A 17,068-nucleotide genomic window follows, 5' to 3' on the forward strand; every position below is an offset into this window, starting at 1 on the left:
GGATTAACGCCAGTCTTCCCGATGGATGATCACAGCCCCCAAAAGGCCGTTTTAGGGCAGCCCCCTGCCGGGCTGTCAGATTCTTTGTGGTCAGAGTCCTTGCTGGCCCAGGATTCGGGCAAAAATCCCCTCCCCCCCAATGCTCCGTCGCTGTCGCCCACGGACAATTCGGGGGACTTGCGCTCAGCTCAGACCGGCCAGGATGAGGATCCCACCTCTTCAGGTGCCGTTGCGTCCGATGATAGAGAGCTGCCGGAGGTCAAGCCGGCCATTGTGCCTGCCCCTGCAATGCCGGATCGGGTGGCAGAACTGGAGAGAGAACACCATCGGATGCAGTATCTGCTGGCGTGGCTGGCTTTTGCTCTGCGCTCTTTTAACAACTTGAACCAGATCCTGGAGCTGACGGCTTTTGTGGCCAGCCAACTGACCGATGCCGAAGGCGGAGCCCTGGTTTTGTTCAATCCCAACGGCACCATCCAGTTGGATCAACTGCATTGCTCTGATCTCAATCACCGCGAGCAGATTCGGGCTGAGATGGAGCAAATTACCCAGACCCTCTCGGCTCAAGAGCCCATTCTCAAAACGGAGGGATCCCTGTCTGTTAAGATCCCTGCCCTTGAACACCTCTTGGACGAACGGTTCCGCCAGAGCTTGGGGCCGGATGTACGCCTTTTCGGCACGCCGCTGCTGATTCGCAACTCTGTCCAGGGTCGCTTGTACGTCTTCAGCCGTCAGCCTGGCTACCACTGGGATGAACGTCGCCAACAACTGTTGCGCTTGGTCGCCGATCAGGCAGGGGTGGCCATCGAAAATGACCGCTTGACGGCAGCCTTGCGCCGCAAGATGGCCCTGGAAAAAGAAATGGAGATTGGCTCTTACATCCAGACCCAACTGCTACCTCGGGAGTGCCCTCAAGTCAAGGGGATTCGCTTGGCAGCCCGTTGCCGGGTGGCCAGCAAAGTGGGGGGCGACTACTATGACTTCATCAAGATTCCCGGCGAACGCCTGGAAACATCCGACTCATCTGAAGAAACGGCAGGCTTTCGCTTGGCCATCGTCATTGGGGATGTGATGGGCAAAGGGGTGCCCGCCGGCCTGTTGATGACCATGACCCGCGCCATGGTGCGGGCGGAGGCCCTCAACTGCCATTCGCCGGCCCGTGTTCTGCAACATCTGAACCGGGCCATGTACAGTGACCTGGAAAACTCCAATCGCTTCATCAGCCTGTTTTATTCGGAGTACGATCCCCGCTCCCATCGCCTCTGCTTCAGCAACGCGGCCCACAACCCCACCCTGTGGTGGCAGGCCCGCACCCGAGAAATTCAACCCCTGGACACAGAGGGGGCGCTGATCGGCTTGGAAGAAAACAGCCACTACTCGGAAAGCTGCGTGCAACTGCAACCCGGGGATGTGGTGGTGTACTACACCGATGGCTACACGGAGACAGCCAACACCCGCGGCGAGCGCTTGGAAACCTCTGGGCTGATGGACGCCATCCAGTATGCTGCCTGTCGCTACGACTCCCCCGAAGACATCTTGGAGAGCTTGTTTGAGCAGATGGATGCCTTCCGAGGCCGCCGGGGATCCCATCCTCTTCCCCTGTGGCTGCCTGCGGATCCAGAGCTCCTGTTGCAGGATGAAATTTCCCTGCGGCCTGAGCCCGTGGACGATACAACGCTGGTGGTGTTGAAGGTGTTGCCGGACTCTGAGCCAGCCTAGCCACAGAAGGCTTAAACTCAGGGTAAGCTCTAGCTAGTGGAGCTACAGGGTTGGCTGCACTCTTTCCCGATTATCTGCACTTGAGGCGTAACCATGAACTTCTCTTCTTCTGGGTCTGAGACCGCTTCGGTTTACTTGCCGGCCCCCACGGCTTTCCAGACGGAAATGATTGTCGGGCAGGTGTTCCGACAGGATGTGCTGGGCGATATCCGCAAGGGTTGGAATGGCTTTGTGGAATCGGGCCAAATTTGGGCGCTTTTGATAGGGATCGTGGCGGGCTACATGCTCAAGAGCATCACCAGCTCCCACTAGAGCCTTGTCGCCATTGCTCTAGCTGGATCCAGTTGGCCTGAGCCGGCGGGGTTTTGGCCGTCGGTATTTGGTTTTTGTGCTTTTTCTTCTGCAGCGGGGTCTTTCTTCCCATTCTCCCAGTTCCCAGCCGATGTCTGAGCCGACGGTAACTTCCACCCCTCGCCCCTGGAGCCAACGCTTCGAGGGATCCCTGCACCCTGCCATTGCCCGCTTCAACGCCAGTATCGGCTTCGACATCCGCCTGCTGCCCTACGATGTGGCCGGATCCCTGGCTCATGTGCAGATGTTGGCCGCTTGTGGCATCCTGACCCAGCAAGAGGCCGACCAGATCCGGTGGGGATTGGAGCAGATCCAACAGGAAGCGGCTGCCGGCACCTTCCGGCCCGATCCAGAGGCAGAGGATGTCCACTACGCCGTCGAGCGTCGTTTGGTGGCTTTGGTGGGGGAAGTGGGAAAAAAACTGCATACCGGGCGCTCCCGCAACGACCAAGTGGCCACCAATCTGCGCCTCTATCTGCGAGATCAGATCGATCACCTTCGTCAAGCCCTCTGGGAGCTGCGCGGAGTTTTGTTGGACTTGGCCGAGCGGCATCTGGAGACAATCCTGCCCGGCTACACCCATCTGCAACGGGCTCAGCCGATTAGCTTAGCCCACCACCTCTTGGCCTATGAAGAAATGCTCTGGCGAGACTGGCAACGGCTGGGGCGGGTGCGGGAAGAGGCGAATGTCTGTCCTCTCGGATCCGGAGCTTTGGCCGGCACTTCCCTGCCCATCGATCGGCAGCTCACCGCCCATCTGTTGGGATTTGAGCGGATCAGCGCCAACAGCTTGGATGCCGTCAGCGACCGGGACTACCTGGTGGAGTTCCACGCTGCCGCCAGCTTGATTTTGGTGCATCTCAGCCGCCTCTCGGAAGAGATGATCCTCTGGGCTTCCCAGGAGTTCGGCTTTGTCACCCTCACCGATGCCTGTGCCACCGGCTCCAGCCTCATGCCCCAGAAGAAAAATCCCGATGTGCCGGAGCTGGTGCGCGGCAAGGCGGGGCGGGTGTTTGGCCATCTCCAGGCTTTGTTGGTCACCTTGAAGGGGCTGCCGCTGGCCTACAACAAAGATCTCCAAGAAGACAAAGAGGGACTATTCGACACGGTCGATACCCTGAAAGCCTGCCTAGAGGCGATGACCCTTCTGCTGCGGGAAGGGATCCAATTTCAACCTGAGCGCATGGCGGCTGCTGTGCAGGAAGATTTCTCCAACGCCACCGATGTGGCCGACTACTTGGTGCGCAAAGGGATCCCCTTTCGCACAGCCCATGATTTGGTGGGGCAGATTGTGCGCATTTGTTTGGCAGAGGGGATCCTGCTGCGAGATCTGCCCTTGGAGCGCTGGAAAACCTTCCACCCGGCCTTTGAGGCGGACATTTTGACGGCCATTGAGCCCCGCCAGGTGGTGGCCACGCGGCTCAGCGCCGGGGGAACGGGCTTTGCTGTGGTGCGAGAAGCCCTGCAACGGGCCCAGGCCCGCCACCAGCAGCCAGAGCCATCGGAAGAAACTCCACAAACTTAAACTGAACTCAAGGAGAGTTTGCAATTCTTGGGTTCTTCTCGCCAGTGTGTGCCATCCTGAGGTTCTCAGCCATCCAACGCAACTCCCAGCCTGTTGGCCTCTTCCCTGGGTATCGTTCCATGTTGGATAACCTCACCGCCCACGTCCTCGAAAATGCGGCCAAGCGTCGCTGGCGGGAACGCGCCTACAGCCGATTTTTGCAAGATTGGCGACGGCAAGTGGTGCTGCTGCGCCGTCAACGGGCCGGCGAATTTGGCCCACCCCTGGGGGATCCCTCTTGTGTTTTCAGTGCCCACTCGGCTTGGTTGCGCTGTGCCGTCCATCCCCAAGGGCCGTGCCAGGGTTGCCCCCACTATGCCCCCGTCACCCCTCCAAAGCCAGAGCCACCTCTGGGTTCACTCGATGGACGGGTCTGACCGCGCCACACTGGTGGCCGAACATTTTCAGCAGCGGCGGCCTCTGCGGAACGGCCTGCCCGTTGCGCCCCAATGGCATCCGCTGTAGCTAAGTTGAGGGATCCCCGGCCAATTTGTGCCAGAATAAAAGGACGGTAATTCCATCGGCAAAGGCGAGATTCATGGCCCTCTACCTCTCGGCAGACCACCTTCACAGCATCCGCCAGCACGGCGAACAAGCCTTTCCCCACGAGAGCTGCGGCATTTTAATTGGGGAAATCCGGGGATCCGACAAGATCATCCACGAGCTTTGGTCGGTGACCAACACCTGGGATCAAGCGGAAAACCCTCTGGCAGACGGGGAATCCAGCCGCCGCCGCTTTTTGATCGATCCGGCGGATTTCAAGCGGGCCAACGACCATGCGGTGCGCAAAGGGCTGGGGATCCTGGGCACCTATCATTCCCATCCCAACCATGCGGCCATTCCCTCCGAGTTTGATCGGCAGCATGCTTTTCCTTGGGGCTTTTCCTGTGTGATCGTCAGTGTGCGCGAGGGCAAGGCAGAAGAGGTGGTGAGCTGGGTTTTGGATGAGCAGGAGCAGCCCCAACGGGAGCCGATGCAGATGCTGGAAGACATTCGCATCCCCCCGCTCCCAGCTTTGGCAAGCTAGAGTCGTTTGGGCTTTGCCGCTGTTTGAGGCTGAAGTTCACGGCTAAGTTCAGTTGGGATCCTTGAAAGCTGGGATGGGTACCACCGGAAAAAGCGGTAGTCTAGTGCTGAACCTTGTCTGTAACATAGCTGAATCCTCAAAGTCAGTAGACAGCCCCAGCAAGATCGACAAACGGATAGGTCAGCCCAGATCCTCTGGATCCTCAAAAGTCTCCAGTAGATACCCAAGATCTCTCCCCGAACTCCCATGGCAACCAAAGTTCTGATCCCCTCTCCCCTGCGCCCCTACACCGACAACCTGGAAGCTGTCGAGATCGAGGGCAGCAATGTTGGCGAAGTGATGGGCAACCTCATCGCCCGCTATGGCGAGCTGAAGCGCCACCTCTACACCGAGGATGGGAAGCTGCGCAATTTTGTCAATGTCTACCTCAACGACGAGGATGTGCGCACATTGCCCCAAGGCAACAACACCCCCGTGGGAGAACAAGCCGTCATCAGCATCGTTCCCGCTATTGCTGGAGGGTTGTGAGCATGTTGAACCTGGATACCAGCCAAGTCAGCCTCTCCCGCGAAGAGATGGAGCGGTTTTCTCGGCATTTGATCCTGCCCGAGGTGGGCCTAGAAGGACAGAAGCGGCTGAAAGCCGGAAAGGTGCTGTGCATTGGCACAGGCGGCCTTGGCTCGCCCCTGTTGCTGTACTTGGCGGCAGCCGGCGTGGGGCGGATCGGCATTGTCGATTTTGACGTGGTGGATGTGTCCAACCTGCAGCGGCAGGTGATCCACGGCACCTCCTGGGTGGGCAAGCCGAAGGTGGAATCGGCCAAGAACCGCATCCTGGAGATCAACCCCCACTGTCAAGTGGATGTTTACAACACCGCCCTGAAGGCCCACAACGCACTGGAGCTGTTTGCCAACTATGACGTGATTGTGGATGGCACCGATAACTTCCCCACCCGTTACCTGGTGAACGATGCCTGTGTGTTGACGGGCAAGCCCAATGTCTACGGCTCGATCTTCCGCTTCGAGGGACAAGCGACGGTCTTCAACTACGAAGATGGGCCCAACTACCGGGATCTCTACCCCGAGCCGCCCCCACCAGGACTGGTGCCCTCCTGCGCCGAAGGGGGAGTGTTGGGGATCCTCCCCGGCATCATCGGTGTTATTCAAGCTACCGAAACCGTGAAGATCCTGCTGGGCGTGGGCACAACCCTAAGTGGGCGGCTGCTGCTTTACGATGCCCTGAACATGAGCTTCCGGGAGCTGAAGCTGCGCAAAAACCCCGCCACTCCTCCCATCACCCAGCTTATCGACTATGAGCAGTTCTGCGGGATCCCGCCAGCCCAAGCCACAGAACAAGCTGGCCAGACAGAGATCCCCGAGATCACTGTGGCCGAGCTGAAAGCGCGGATGGATGCTCACCAAGACTTTGTGTTGGTCGATGTGCGCAACCCAAATGAGTGGGAGATAGGCCGGATCCCTGGTGCTCACCTGATCCCCCTGCCCCAAATTGAAAACGGCGACGGGGTGGAGCAGGTGCGTCGCCTCCTTAACGGCTCAGAGCTGATCGTCCACTGCAAGAGTGGGGCACGCTCGGCCAAAGCCCTGAAGATCCTACAAGCTGCTGGGATCCAAGGAAAAAACCTGCGCGGGGGGATCCTCGCCTGGGCAGAGGCTTACGATCCCTCGATTCCCAAGTACTGACCCTGTCTCAGGATCCCTAGCTGTTGCCCAGTTTGCTTTAGCTAGACCGCCGGGAAGCCCCGCCCTCTATTAGTGGATAGTGGTTAGTAGCTAGTGACTAGCCGGGGTGAGGGTCGGGAGGAGAGGCGGGAGCATGGTGTTTTGTCCTCATTGGTGCTGTAATCAAGGTGGCAGGGTTTTATGCACTGCCGCTATAAACATCAAGTACAGAGCGGTGGGGCATCCCGTCCTTTTCGCGCCAGCGGGACGGAGTCCTTAAGCTCAGGAAATGTCCTTAACTGGAGTCACTGTTCGCGTCAGCGGGACGGAGTCCTTGAAGCCCGCACCCTCTCGCTTTAGCGGCACGGATTGCTTCGCGTAGCATGAGTGCGGGAGTATGTCACCATAGATCCGGTAGATCCGGTGCGCAGGGCCGGTTGCGCCAGATTCTCCCTTTTTCCATGAGTGCCATCCCGCAGGCCGAGACAGAAACGATCTTCCACTCCATCCCCGAAGCCCTCGAAGACCTCAAGTGTGGTCGCATGGTCATCGTGGTCGATGACGAAAACCGAGAAAACGAAGGGGATCTGGTCTGTGCTGCCCAGTTTGCCACGCCCCAAGCTATCAACTTCATGGCCACCTACGGGCGGGGCCTTATCTGCCTGGCCATGCAGGGATCCCGCCTCGATGAGCTGAAGATCCCGCTGATGGTGGGGCAGAACACCGACAGCAACCAAACTGCCTTCACCGTCAGCATTGATGCTGGGCCAGAGGCTGGAGTTTCCACCGGCATTTCCGCTGCCGATCGCTCTCGCACCATTCAGGCGGCCATTCACCCGCACACGCGACCGGAAGATCTGCGCCGGCCTGGGCATGTCTTTCCGCTGCGGGCACGGGAGGGCGGAGTACTCAAACGGGCTGGCCATACGGAAGCAGCGGTGGATCTGGCGATGTTGGCCGGGCTGTATCCGGCAGGGGTGATTTGCGAGATCCAAAACCCGGATGGCTCCATGGCCCGCCTGCCCCAGTTGATCGAATATGCCCGTCAGCACGATTTGAAGATCATCACCATCGCCCACCTCATCGAGTACCGCTTGCGCACCGAACAACTGGTTCACCGAGAGGCTGCCGCCACCCTGCCAACGGAGTTTGGCCAGTTTCGGGTTTACGGCTACCGCGATAGCCTCAACCAAGTCGAGCACCTGGCCCTGGTGAAAGGGGATCCGACCCAATTTGCCGCTGAGCCCGTCCTGGTGCGCGTCCATGTGGAGTGTCCCCTAGGGGATGCGCTGGGATCCCTGCGCTGCGATTGTCGCCGCCAATTGACAGCGGCCCTGAAGATGATCGGCCACCAGGGCAAGGGGGTGCTGGTGTACCTGCGCCGGCAAGAGCAGGAGCTGAGTCTCATCGAGCAAATCAAGTCCTACGCCCGGCAAGATCTGGGACTTTCTGAAACCGCGCCACCGGTGGCGATGGACTTGCGCGATTACGGCATCGGCGCCCAGATCCTACGGGATGTAGGGGTGCGCAAAATGCGCCTGATCAGCAACACCTCTCGCCACATCAGCGGCTTGAAAGGATTTGGCCTGGAAGTGGCCGAGCGCGTGCCCCTGCTGGTGGAAGAGCCGGATCTCAATTTGCATGTGGAGCCGTCCTGTTCCCTGAAACTGTTGCTGCACGACGCTGGCGCAACCGATTCCGGCTCAAGCCTGTAGCGCGTTGTAGGGCCGAGGGCTATGGTGGAACAAAGACTGGGGTGCAGCCGGCTCGCCATCCACCACATAAGCCTTGGATCCCCAGCCCCAGAAAGACCAGAAAGGACGTTCGGGCCCCGATGGAGCCGTCATTGCTATGCGACGCTTCCGCGCTGGTGACAGGGGTGCGGAGCACTGGCGCGCTGGCGAGACGGAGTCCCTGGCTGTGGGGCTCAACAGTTGCTTCGGCAAGACGGGAATGTCGGATCCCACCTGCGACCACACTTCATAGCCCTGAGGGCGCACCACCACCAGGCTGATCAGGGATCCGTGATCCATGTCGTAGCGGCAACTGGCGATGGCCTCTTGCAGCTGAGAAAAGCCCCGGTTGAAGACGTAAAAATGGTCTTGGAAGCGGATGGCCTCCCAGAAACCTTCCCGTGTAACCGCCACATAGTCGTGATTGGCGGAGGCGTAGTCGAGGATCACCATGCGTGTAAAGACTGATCAGCGATGAATCAAAATGAGAGAGCTTTTACCGTATTTTCACTTAAGCACGATCTTGGGCAGCCTGTCATCCGCAAAATGGCTCACCTGCAACAAGGCTTAATGCGTTTCTTTACTCTGCAAACCGCTGCCGCCCGCCTCTCTATCCCCTCCGGCTCCAGGGATCCCACCCAATTCCCGTCTCAGCTCGGCCATAGCCGCTTCTCCGATGTGAGGGGCGGCACAGACCAAGTTGGGTGTACGGATCAAGTCGGCTCGGGCTTGGCGCACCAAGGCGCGCAGGGTAGGGTAGCTGGCCTCATCGCAGATGAGGGTATGGGCGCGGCGGATCACAGCTCCCACCCGTTCAGCATCGAAAATCACTGCCGTCAGCACCAGCAGGTCTCCCCGCAAACTGTGGACGATCACCTCGGCAACCTCCAGCAGGGCAGTGCTGATGCTCACCAGCCCCAGACAGGCGTGGGAAGGCAACTGGCGGATCAGGGCAATTTCACGGGCGTAGTCAGACACCTCCACCGTCAGAACACGGGCCCCTCGCGGCTGGGCAATGGCCTCGACGGCGCTGAGAAAATAGTGCAGCGTCACCACAGTGCCGGAATGGATCTGATCCAGAACGGTGGCCAGCTCCTCCAGGGGCACCAACTGGACCCGGATGCCCAAAGTCTGCTGGATTTGCTGGGCCATCAGTTGTCCTGTACCCAAATCCCGGTTGGGCACACACACCAGCACTTGGGCACTGCAGCGCAATCGCCAATCGATCTCCGCTAGCAGCAGATCCCGCACCTGCTCCAAAGAAAACCCCTGCTGCAGCAGCTGGTCGATGCCCTGGCGCACCTGCTCCAGGACCTGTCGGGATCGATCCAGGTTTTCCCCCAGGCCGCGAGAGTAGTTAACCACCTGGCGGGCGGAGCGGCTCACGTAAATGCCAGATCCAGCGCGGGTTTCCACCAGGCCCATAGCCTCGAGTTGGTGGTAAACCTTGTGGATGGTATTGCGGTGCAGGCCTGTTTGCATAGCCAATTGACGGGTGCTGGGCAGGCGGCAGCCGGGAGGAAACTGCCCACAGGCAATGGCGAAGCAGAGCAAATTAAAGAGCTGCACGGAGCCAGGGATCCCACTCTCCGGCTGGATGGAAATGCGCATCATGGCCCGTTTTTCTCCCTTTGACAACGCCGTTGCGAGCCCGTTTCTGGGCTACGTAAGAATCCCTCGACTTCAGCTAGAAATCGCAGGAGCCCCGCACTGTACCCGTAGGGTCAGTGCCGGGAGGAATGCGGAAGTTATGATAGAACCATGACCCAAGTCCTGACCGTCCCCTGCAAGCTCAAGGTGTCCCAGTCGCAAGCCGCCAAATTGGACGCGACTTTGGAGGCTTTTGGCCAAGCCTTGAATTGGGTCAACCAGAACACGCCGGAGAAAGTCGCCAACGCCGTTAAGCTCCAGTCTCTGTGCTACCGCGAAATCCGCGCCCGGTTCGACTTGTCCAGTAACTTGGCAAGGACTACGTCCCGCTTACGCGATCAGCAGGTCTGCAGACGGCTGGCCGGCGCCCGTAAAGTTGCTCAACAGAAAAACCGCCCCGTCAAAGCGTTCAAAGGGGGCTTCGCTACCTACGACGCTCGTATCTTTTCGTTCCGCGAGAAAGACTGGTCGGTGTCGCTGACCACGGTGGAGGGTCGGGAGCGCTTTGAGCTGGCGATTGGCCGCTACCAGAGAGAACGGCTGGCGGGCTCCAATCCCAAATCTGCCACTCTGGTCAAGCGTAAAGACGGCTCCTACTCCATTCAAATCTGTGTGGAAGCGGAGCCATCCCCACCGCAACGCACGGGTAGAGTGCTGGGGGTGGACTTGGGAAGGACAGATATTGCCCATACGTCAGAGGGTGATAACTGGAATGGACAGCAGTTGAACCGAATCCGAGACCACTACTCCAAGCTGAGGGCGGCACTCCAACGTAAAGCCAGTAAGGGCACACGCAGTTCGCGGCGCAGATGCCGTCAACTGCTGCAACGGCTGTCTGGCAAGGAGAGGCGCTTTCAAGTGTGGGTCAATCATCGCATCTCCAAAGCCATTGTCTCTAGGGCAAAAGCTACCAACAGCGCTATCGCCCTGGAAGACCTGACAGGGATCCGGGAAAGAGTCAATCAACAACCCCGCAGCAAAGCCGAACGGCGCAGGGCCAACAGTTGGGCGTTTTATCAACTCCGTCAATTTTTGGAGTACAAGGCGAGGGTTGCAGGGGTTTCTCTGATTCTTGTGCCGCCCGCCTACACGTCGCAGGCCTGCCACAAGTGTTTACACATCCATCCCGATCCTGCGCAATCCTACCGCAGTGGAAAGAAGTTTAAGTGTGGACACTGTGGATGGGAAGGGGATGCGGATTTGAATGGTGCGAATGTGATTGCGCTTTTGGGGGCTGCCGTAAACCAGCCTAGAGGTTCGGGCCTGTTTTGTTCTCTGGTAGAGCAGAGCAGGCTCAGGGCTACTGAAAGCCCGCTCCGTACCGCTTTAGCGGTCGGAGTCGGGTAGTTTACATAAGTCAATCCGAATGTGCTCCGGGCGCAAAGCAAACAGGGCCGCTTCTCCCACGCATCGTTCCGCCAGGGATCCCTCGATCAAGTTGGTTTGGCCGATAAAACCGGCTACAAACCGGGTGGCAGGTCGCTCGTAGAGCTCTGCCGGGGATCCCACCTGTTCGATGCGCCCGCGATTGAACACGGCAATACGATCGCTCATGGTCAGGGCCTCTTCTTGGTCGTGGGTGACGTACAAAAAGGTGAGACCAAGGCGGTGTTGTAGGGCCTTGAGTTCAAACTGCATCTGTTGGCGCAACTTCAAATCCAGCGCCCCCAAAGGTTCATCCAGCAAGAGCACCTGCGGTCGGCCAACCAAAGCCCGCACCAAGGCCACCCGTTGCCGTTGTCCCCCTGAAAGTTGGCTGGGTTTACGGGATCCCAGATCGGGCAGTTGTACCAGCTCTAGCGCCTCTTGCACTCGCTTTTGGCGCTCCTTCGGCGGTATGCCGCAGATCATCAAGCTGTAGCCAACGTTCTCCGCCACCGTCATGTGGGGGAAGAGAGCATAGTCCTGAAACACCGTGTTCACAGACCGTCGGTAGGGCGGCAGACCCAAAACATTCTGGCCGTTCAATTCGATCTGCCCCTCATCCGGACGCTCAAAGCCCGCGATCATCCGCAAACAGGTGGTTTTGCCCGAACCCGACGGCCCCAACAACGTAAAAAACTCCCCCTGCTGCACCTCCAAATCCACCCCGTCCACCGCTTGGATCCCGGAAAAGTTGCGGCTGACCCTCCGCAAACGAATGGCAGGTGGGGATCCCTCCTCTCTCCCGGCTTGGGATTTGGCGGAGCTGACATCAGAGGCGAGGACAGATTCGGCAATCATAGCGACAGGGTCAGCCAATGAACCCATTATGAGGGATCCATTTACAGAGGTTGACAGGTCTCAGCAAGGCAGGAAAGGTTCCAGGCCAAGAGCAGAGGTGGTGTGCGAGGGTGAAAGCTCGCCGGAAACCCACCCGACCGGTCGCGAAAGCGGGCCGGAGGCCTTTCGCGAAAGCGGGCCGGAGACCTTGTTTCTGGATGGGATCCCTTGACCACTGGGGATCTGAGTCCCACCCTTGTTACAGAAATTTAGAATCGTTACAATAAGTTAGAATCTTTGCTCATCTTTGCATTGCAGGTTTTATCCTATGGCACTCACTCAGCAGTTTCCCGTGCTGCTTGCCTCGGCTTTGCGTCACGACAGCGTGGCCCCGCGCTGGTCTCAGGTGGCGTGGACCGTTTTGCGGGTGGTGGCAGGGCTATTCATGATTCACAACGGCCTTGACAAACTGGCAGATATCGAAGGATTTGCGACGGCTTATGTAGAAGTGATCGGGTTGCCCTTCCCGATCTTTTTTGCTTATGTAGCCGCCTATACCGAGCTGATTGCAGCCCCCATGGTGGCGCTGGGTTTGTTGACCCGCGGGGCAGCGTTGGGTTTGTTCGCCACGATGGCAGTGGCCATGTTCCATCACATTAAGGTGGCCGGCTTTAGCGTTCCCTATCTGGAGCTATCCGCCATCTACGCAGCGATCTTCCTGGCCTTTGCGGTGAATGGGGGGGGCTGGTTCTCTGTGGATCAGCTCTTGGTGAATGCAATCGAGTCGTGGCTGAACCGCGCCAGCCGGGAAAAGTTGGAGAGCTTGCAGTCTTCGCTGCAGGCCACGGAACGGGTAATTGCGCTGGGCGAGGAAGAGGCCGAGGCCGCCAAGACCACCGGATCCTGAGCTTTGGTGGCCATTCCCGATAGCGGCGAGGCTGCTCCTCTCTCCCTCTGAGAGAGAGGTTAGCAGTGAGAGTCATCCTGCTAAATGCGGCTGGCGGCCCGCTCCATCAGGCGTTGGTGGGTGGAGCGCACAGGCTCTCCTGGCTTGGGTTGCCGCTGCACGTAGGTGCCATCAGGGCGCAACTCCCAGGCTTGACGGTTGTCCGTCAGGCAGATGTCCAAGATCGCCTTGAGCTCCCGCTGCAACGCGGGATCCTCCACAGGGGTAACCACCTCAACGCGCCGATCCAGGTTGCGGGTCATGTAGTCGGCACTGCCGATGAAGTACTCTTCCTGGCCGTTGTTATAGAAGTAAAAGATGCGCGAGTGTTCGAGAAAGCGCCCGATGATGCTGATGACGCGGATGCGTTCGCTTAGGCCGGGGATCCCCGGCTTGAGGCAGCACATGCCGCGCACAATGAGGTCGATCTCCACCCCGGCTTGGCTGGCCTCGTAGAGCAGCCGGATCATTTCCGGGTCGGTGAGAGAGTTGATCTTGACGATGATACGCCCCTGGCCCCCCGCTTGGGCATGGCGCATCTCGCGGCGGATCAGGGCTTCCATGCCTTGGCGTAGGGTTCTGGGGGCCACCAAGAGCTTGCGGAATTGCCGTTGCCGTGAGTAGCCCGTCAGTAGGTTGAACAATTCCGTAACATCGTTGCAGAGGGTCTCATCGCAAGTGAACAGCCCTAGGTCGGTATAGATACGGGCGGTTTTGGGGTTGTAGTTGCCGGTACCGATGTGGACGTAGCGGCGCAGGGATCCCTCCTCTTCCCGCACCACCAAAGCCAGTTTGCAGTGGATTTTCAGCCCCGGCAGGCCGTAGGCCACGTGGACCCCGGCTTTCTCCAGCTTTTTGGCCCAGAGGATGTTGTTTTCTTCGTCGAAACGGGCTTTGAGCTCCACCAGAGCGGCCACCTGCTTGCCGTTTTCGGCGGCATGAATGAGGGATTTCACCACCGTCGAGTCGCCGGAGGTGCGGTAGAGGGTTTGCTTAATGGTGAGCACTTGGGGATCGTTGGCGGCCTCCTCCAAAAACCGTTCCACGCTGGCGGCAAAAGAATCGTAGGGGTGATGCACCAACAGATCCCCTTCCCGGATGACGGCAAAGATATCCACCGGCTCATCGCTGACCGAGGCAGTGCGCAGGCGGGGCGGGGTGACCGGCCCCCAAGGGGGATCCTTCAAATCGGGCCGATTCAGGCTGAGAAACGCCATCCCCCCCCCCATACTCAAGAGGCCATCCACTTCGTACACCGAGTCACTGCTGAGGCGCATCTCTTCGCTGAGCCGTTGTCGGATGGCTGCCGGAGTTTGGCTGGCAATCTCCATGCGCACCACTGAGCCGAAGCGGCGCTTGCGCAGCTCTTCTTGAATGGCAGCCAGCAGATCGTCGGCCTCGTCCTCTTGGATTTCCAGATCGGCATCCCGGGTGATGCGGAAGGGGTAGTACTCCAGCACCTGCATGCCGACAAACAGCGCTTCCAGATGGTGGGCAATCACCTGATCCAGCGGCACAAAGCTCACCCCATCCCGCAGCGGCACAAAGCGGGGCAAGGTATTGGGCACCTTCACGCGGGCAAAGTGTTCCTTGCCAGTCTCTGGATCCCGCACCACCACCGCCAAGCTGAGGCTGAGGTTGGAGATGTAGGGAAAAGGATGGCCTGGATCCACCGCCAAGGGGGTGAGCACTGGAAACAAACGCCTCTCAAAGTAGTCCCGCAGCTCCTGTCGTTCCGACTCGGCCAGCTCGGAAAAATCGCGGATGTGAATGCCCTGTTCCGCCAGCTTGGGCACCAGTTCCTGCCGGAAGCAAGTGTGCAATTTTCGAATCAGGGGGCGCAGGTGGCTCGAGATCTGCTGCAACTGCTGCTGCGGTGTAAGGCCATCCGGGGTTAGCACCAACACGCCCGTTTCCAACTGACGACGGATCACCGCCACCCGCACCATGAAAAATTCGTCCAGGTTGCTCTCAAAGATGGCCAGAAACTTCAGCCGCTCCAGCAGAGGTGTGCGCTCATCCAGGGCCTCGTGCAAAACCCGGGCATTGAATTCAATCCAGCTCAGCTCCCGGTTGAAATACTGCTCCGGCAGAGCATAGCCCTCTTGGATGGGTGTAGTCCGGATCCCTGGTTGTCCGGCATCAGGGGGGCAGCCCGTCGTGTCGGGGTTGCAGGGTGGCCAGGAAGGGTCAGTTTCCTTGGGACGCGGAGTCATGACGACAGAGGGCTGGGTTATCTCAAACACGTCAACAACAGCTGGAGCCGACCCAATCCTATCCTGCGGGGTTCTGCTTGGGCGAAGGAGAAGTGCCCAAGACGGGCTTGGGCGGACGTTCAGGCAACAATCCTTGAGAGCGCGTCAGAAGAATGACCTGGAGCAGGATCCCGATCAACAAAATGCGCAAAGGGCCAGCCCGGGTGGCCCACTGGGGCGGCAAACGGTTGGTGAGCCACTCGCTGCCCGACCACACCCCCCAAATTACCAGCGCTCCCAGCAAGGCGCCGCGATTGTTGCCACTGCCCCCCGCGATCAGCATTACCCAAACGATAAAGGTGGCAAACTCCGGTTGAAAGGCTTCTGGGCTGATGAAATTGACAAAATGGGCGTAGAGGGCCCCCGCCAACCCCATGAGCATGGATCCCAGCACAAACGCTTGCAGGCGAAACTGGAGCACATCTTTGCCGGCAGCCAGGGTTGCCGGTTCATCCTCGCGAATGGCCCGCAACACCCGCCCCCAAGGGGAGCGATAGGCCCGCTCCGTGGCCCAGTAGACCGCCGCCAAGATCAACAGCACCAAGCCCAAGTAGAGAAGAGTATCCTGACCTGGGATCCAGCCGCGAAAGGGTCGTGGAATGCGGGTAATTCCCCGTACGCCATTGGTCAGCCAGCCCTCATTTCTCAGGATTTGGCTGATGATCTCAGCAATGCCGATGGTGGCGATGGCCAAGTAGTCGGAACGCAGCTTCAGGGTAATCAACCCGATCAAAAAGGCAATCGCCCCGGCGACAGCCACAGCTATGGCAAAACCCACCCAAAAGGGCAGATTGAAGCCGCCCAAATGCTCGGCGCTTGGGGGTGTGGTTACAATGGCGCTGGCATAGGCTCCCACGGCAAAAAAAGCCCCCACCCCGATGTTGAACATGCCGGCGTAGCCCCACTGGATATTGAGGCCCAGCACCAGCACGCCGTAGATCCCCACCAAAATCAAAAAGAAAATGCCGTAGCTCAACATCAGACATCCCCCCCACCCGGGGATCCCAGCAATCCCGTGGGTCGGAAGATCAGCAGCAGTACCAAAATGGCGAAGGCCACCCCGGTTTTATAGGCAGGGTTGATCACCAAGGTCGAGAATTCTTCCGCCAGGCCGATCACCACTCCTCCGGCAATAGCCCCGTAAGGGCGACCGATGCCGCCGAGAATGGCCGCTGCAAAAATGGGCAACAATAGCCGCCAGCCCATGGTGGGGTGCAGCCGGGTATCCATACCCAGGAACACACCTGCTGCACAGGCCAAAGCTGCGCCGATGGCCCAAGTCCAGAGAACGATTCGCTCCGTATCAATGCCGGTAACCTTGGCCAGCTCAAAATTGTCGGCCATGGCCCGCATCGCTTTGCCCACCCGCGTGCGTTGTAAGAAGAGATGCAGGGTCACCACCAACAGGGCTGTTCCCACCAGGATCACTGCCCAATCGGGCTTGATGCGCAGCTCTCCAAGCCGCCACGGCAACTGGATCCCGCTGCGGTACACCTGATTGTTGGGCCCCCAGATGATCTGCACCAGGCTGCGCAGAATCAGGGCGGTGCCAAAAGAAGAAATGAGCAAGATCACCGGGGCCTCCCGGCGCAGGCGGCGATAGATGAGCTGGTCGATCCCAACTGCACAAAGTACCGTGGCCAAGGCTGCCGGGAGCAGGCTGACCCCAACTGGCCAACCCAACCCAACAAATGTCAGGCCGAAGTAGGCCCCCAGGGTCATCAGATCCCCGTGGGCAAAGTTGGCAAAGCGCAAAATGCCAAAGGTCAGCGACACCCCAATTGCTCCCAGGGCGTAGATGCTGCCCAAGACGAGGCCGTAAATGAAAAGTTGCAACAGTTGGGTCACGCTTGCCCCCGAAAACCCCTTGCCCTGATAATGCCACGGGTTTGCCGAGAGCGGGATCCGGCTCAGCGCAGCGGAAGGATACGGCTGATCGCGC

General features: G+C 59.2%; 15 protein-coding genes and 1 pseudogene. 10 read left to right on the top strand and 6 right to left on the bottom strand.

Annotated elements, in window-relative coordinates; all coding sequences use genetic code 11:
- The first annotated feature begins 21 nt into the window (after positions 1-21).
- From NW805_RS06820 to ribB, 8 genes and pseudogenes are all read left to right on the top strand, one after another.
- Positions 22-1,719: a PP2C family protein-serine/threonine phosphatase gene (locus NW805_RS06820; protein ID WP_414422057.1), complete on the top strand. Its 1,698-nt coding sequence runs from the start codon at positions 22-24 to the stop codon at positions 1,717-1,719.
- A gap of 93 nt (positions 1,720-1,812) precedes the next feature.
- Positions 1,813-2,031 (top strand): hypothetical protein, encoded by a 219-nt coding sequence (locus tag NW805_RS06825; RefSeq protein ID WP_414349808.1) that lies wholly within the window; start codon positions 1,813-1,815, stop codon positions 2,029-2,031.
- A 130-nt stretch (positions 2,032-2,161) separates the two neighbouring features.
- Positions 2,162-3,595, top strand: coding sequence for an argininosuccinate lyase (gene argH / locus NW805_RS06830; protein WP_414422058.1), 1,434 nt, complete (start codon positions 2,162-2,164; stop codon positions 3,593-3,595).
- Between the two features lie 119 nt (positions 3,596-3,714).
- Positions 3,715-4,011, top strand: coding sequence for a DUF6464 family protein (locus NW805_RS06835; RefSeq protein ID WP_414329336.1), 297 nt, complete (start codon positions 3,715-3,717; stop codon positions 4,009-4,011).
- A gap of 161 nt (positions 4,012-4,172) precedes the next feature.
- A complete protein-coding gene (locus tag NW805_RS06840) occupies positions 4,173-4,661 on the top strand; it encodes a M67 family metallopeptidase (RefSeq protein WP_011433657.1) in 489 nt (162 codons plus the stop codon).
- Positions 4,662-4,907: 246 nt separating this feature from the next.
- Positions 4,908-5,189 carry a MoaD/ThiS family protein gene (locus NW805_RS06845; RefSeq protein ID WP_011433658.1) on the top strand — a complete coding sequence of 94 codons (282 nt, stop codon included), beginning with the start codon at positions 4,908-4,910 and terminating at the stop codon, positions 5,187-5,189.
- Between the two features lie 2 nt (positions 5,190-5,191).
- On the top strand, positions 5,192-6,361 hold the full coding sequence (gene moeB / locus NW805_RS06850; RefSeq protein WP_011433659.1) for a molybdopterin-synthase adenylyltransferase MoeB: 1,170 nt from the start codon (positions 5,192-5,194) through the stop codon (positions 6,359-6,361).
- 473 nt (positions 6,362-6,834) lie between these two features.
- Positions 6,835-7,983, top strand: a pseudogene (gene ribB, locus NW805_RS06855) (3,4-dihydroxy-2-butanone-4-phosphate synthase); the annotation flags it as partial.
- A gap of 60 nt (positions 7,984-8,043) precedes the next feature.
- Here the strand turns inward: ribB and NW805_RS06860 are convergent.
- Together NW805_RS06860 and NW805_RS06865 are read right to left on the bottom strand one after the other, a co-directional pair.
- A complete protein-coding gene (locus tag NW805_RS06860) occupies positions 8,044-8,526 on the bottom strand; it encodes a hypothetical protein (RefSeq protein WP_414329339.1) in 483 nt (160 codons plus the stop codon).
- A gap of 114 nt (positions 8,527-8,640) precedes the next feature.
- Complete coding sequence (locus NW805_RS06865; protein WP_414383455.1) at positions 8,641-9,687, bottom strand: GntR family transcriptional regulator; 1,047 nt, start codon at positions 9,685-9,687, stop codon at positions 8,641-8,643.
- 147 nt (positions 9,688-9,834) lie between these two features.
- On the opposite strand from NW805_RS06865, the gene NW805_RS06870 reads away from it, so the two are divergent.
- Positions 9,835-11,070: an RNA-guided endonuclease InsQ/TnpB family protein gene (locus NW805_RS06870; RefSeq protein ID WP_414422059.1), complete on the top strand. Its 1,236-nt coding sequence runs from the start codon at positions 9,835-9,837 to the stop codon at positions 11,068-11,070.
- Here the strand turns inward: NW805_RS06870 and NW805_RS06875 are convergent.
- A complete protein-coding gene (locus tag NW805_RS06875; protein ID WP_414422060.1) occupies positions 11,050-11,946 on the bottom strand; it encodes an ABC transporter ATP-binding protein in 897 nt (298 codons plus the stop codon). The two genes, NW805_RS06870 and NW805_RS06875, sit on opposite strands and share 21 nt — an antisense overlap.
- A gap of 307 nt (positions 11,947-12,253) precedes the next feature.
- On the opposite strand from NW805_RS06875, the gene NW805_RS06880 reads away from it, so the two are divergent.
- Positions 12,254-12,832, top strand: coding sequence for a DoxX family protein (locus tag NW805_RS06880; protein ID WP_414383449.1), 579 nt, complete (start codon positions 12,254-12,256; stop codon positions 12,830-12,832).
- Positions 12,833-12,912: 80 nt separating this feature from the next.
- Here NW805_RS06880 and ppk1 read toward each other — a convergent pair whose 3' ends face one another.
- From ppk1 to NW805_RS06895, 3 genes are read right to left on the bottom strand one after another with little or no spacing between them, the layout of a single operon-like run.
- The gene (gene ppk1 / locus NW805_RS06885) at positions 12,913-15,087 is read right to left on the bottom strand and encodes a polyphosphate kinase 1 (protein ID WP_414422089.1); all 2,175 of its coding nucleotides are present in this window, start codon (positions 15,085-15,087) and stop codon (positions 12,913-12,915) included.
- Positions 15,088-15,145: 58 nt separating this feature from the next.
- Complete coding sequence (locus NW805_RS06890; RefSeq protein WP_414388245.1) at positions 15,146-16,105, bottom strand: branched-chain amino acid ABC transporter permease; 960 nt, start codon at positions 16,103-16,105, stop codon at positions 15,146-15,148.
- Positions 16,105-16,974: a branched-chain amino acid ABC transporter permease gene (locus tag NW805_RS06895; RefSeq protein ID WP_414422061.1), complete on the bottom strand. Its 870-nt coding sequence runs from the start codon at positions 16,972-16,974 to the stop codon at positions 16,105-16,107. Before NW805_RS06895 ends, NW805_RS06890 begins: the two co-directional genes overlap by 1 nt.
- Between the last annotated feature and the right edge of the window lie 94 nt (positions 16,975-17,068).

The organism is Synechococcus sp. W60.1 (genome assembly GCF_047461575.1).
Classification (GTDB): domain Bacteria; phylum Cyanobacteriota; class Cyanobacteriia; order Thermostichales; family Thermostichaceae; genus Thermostichus.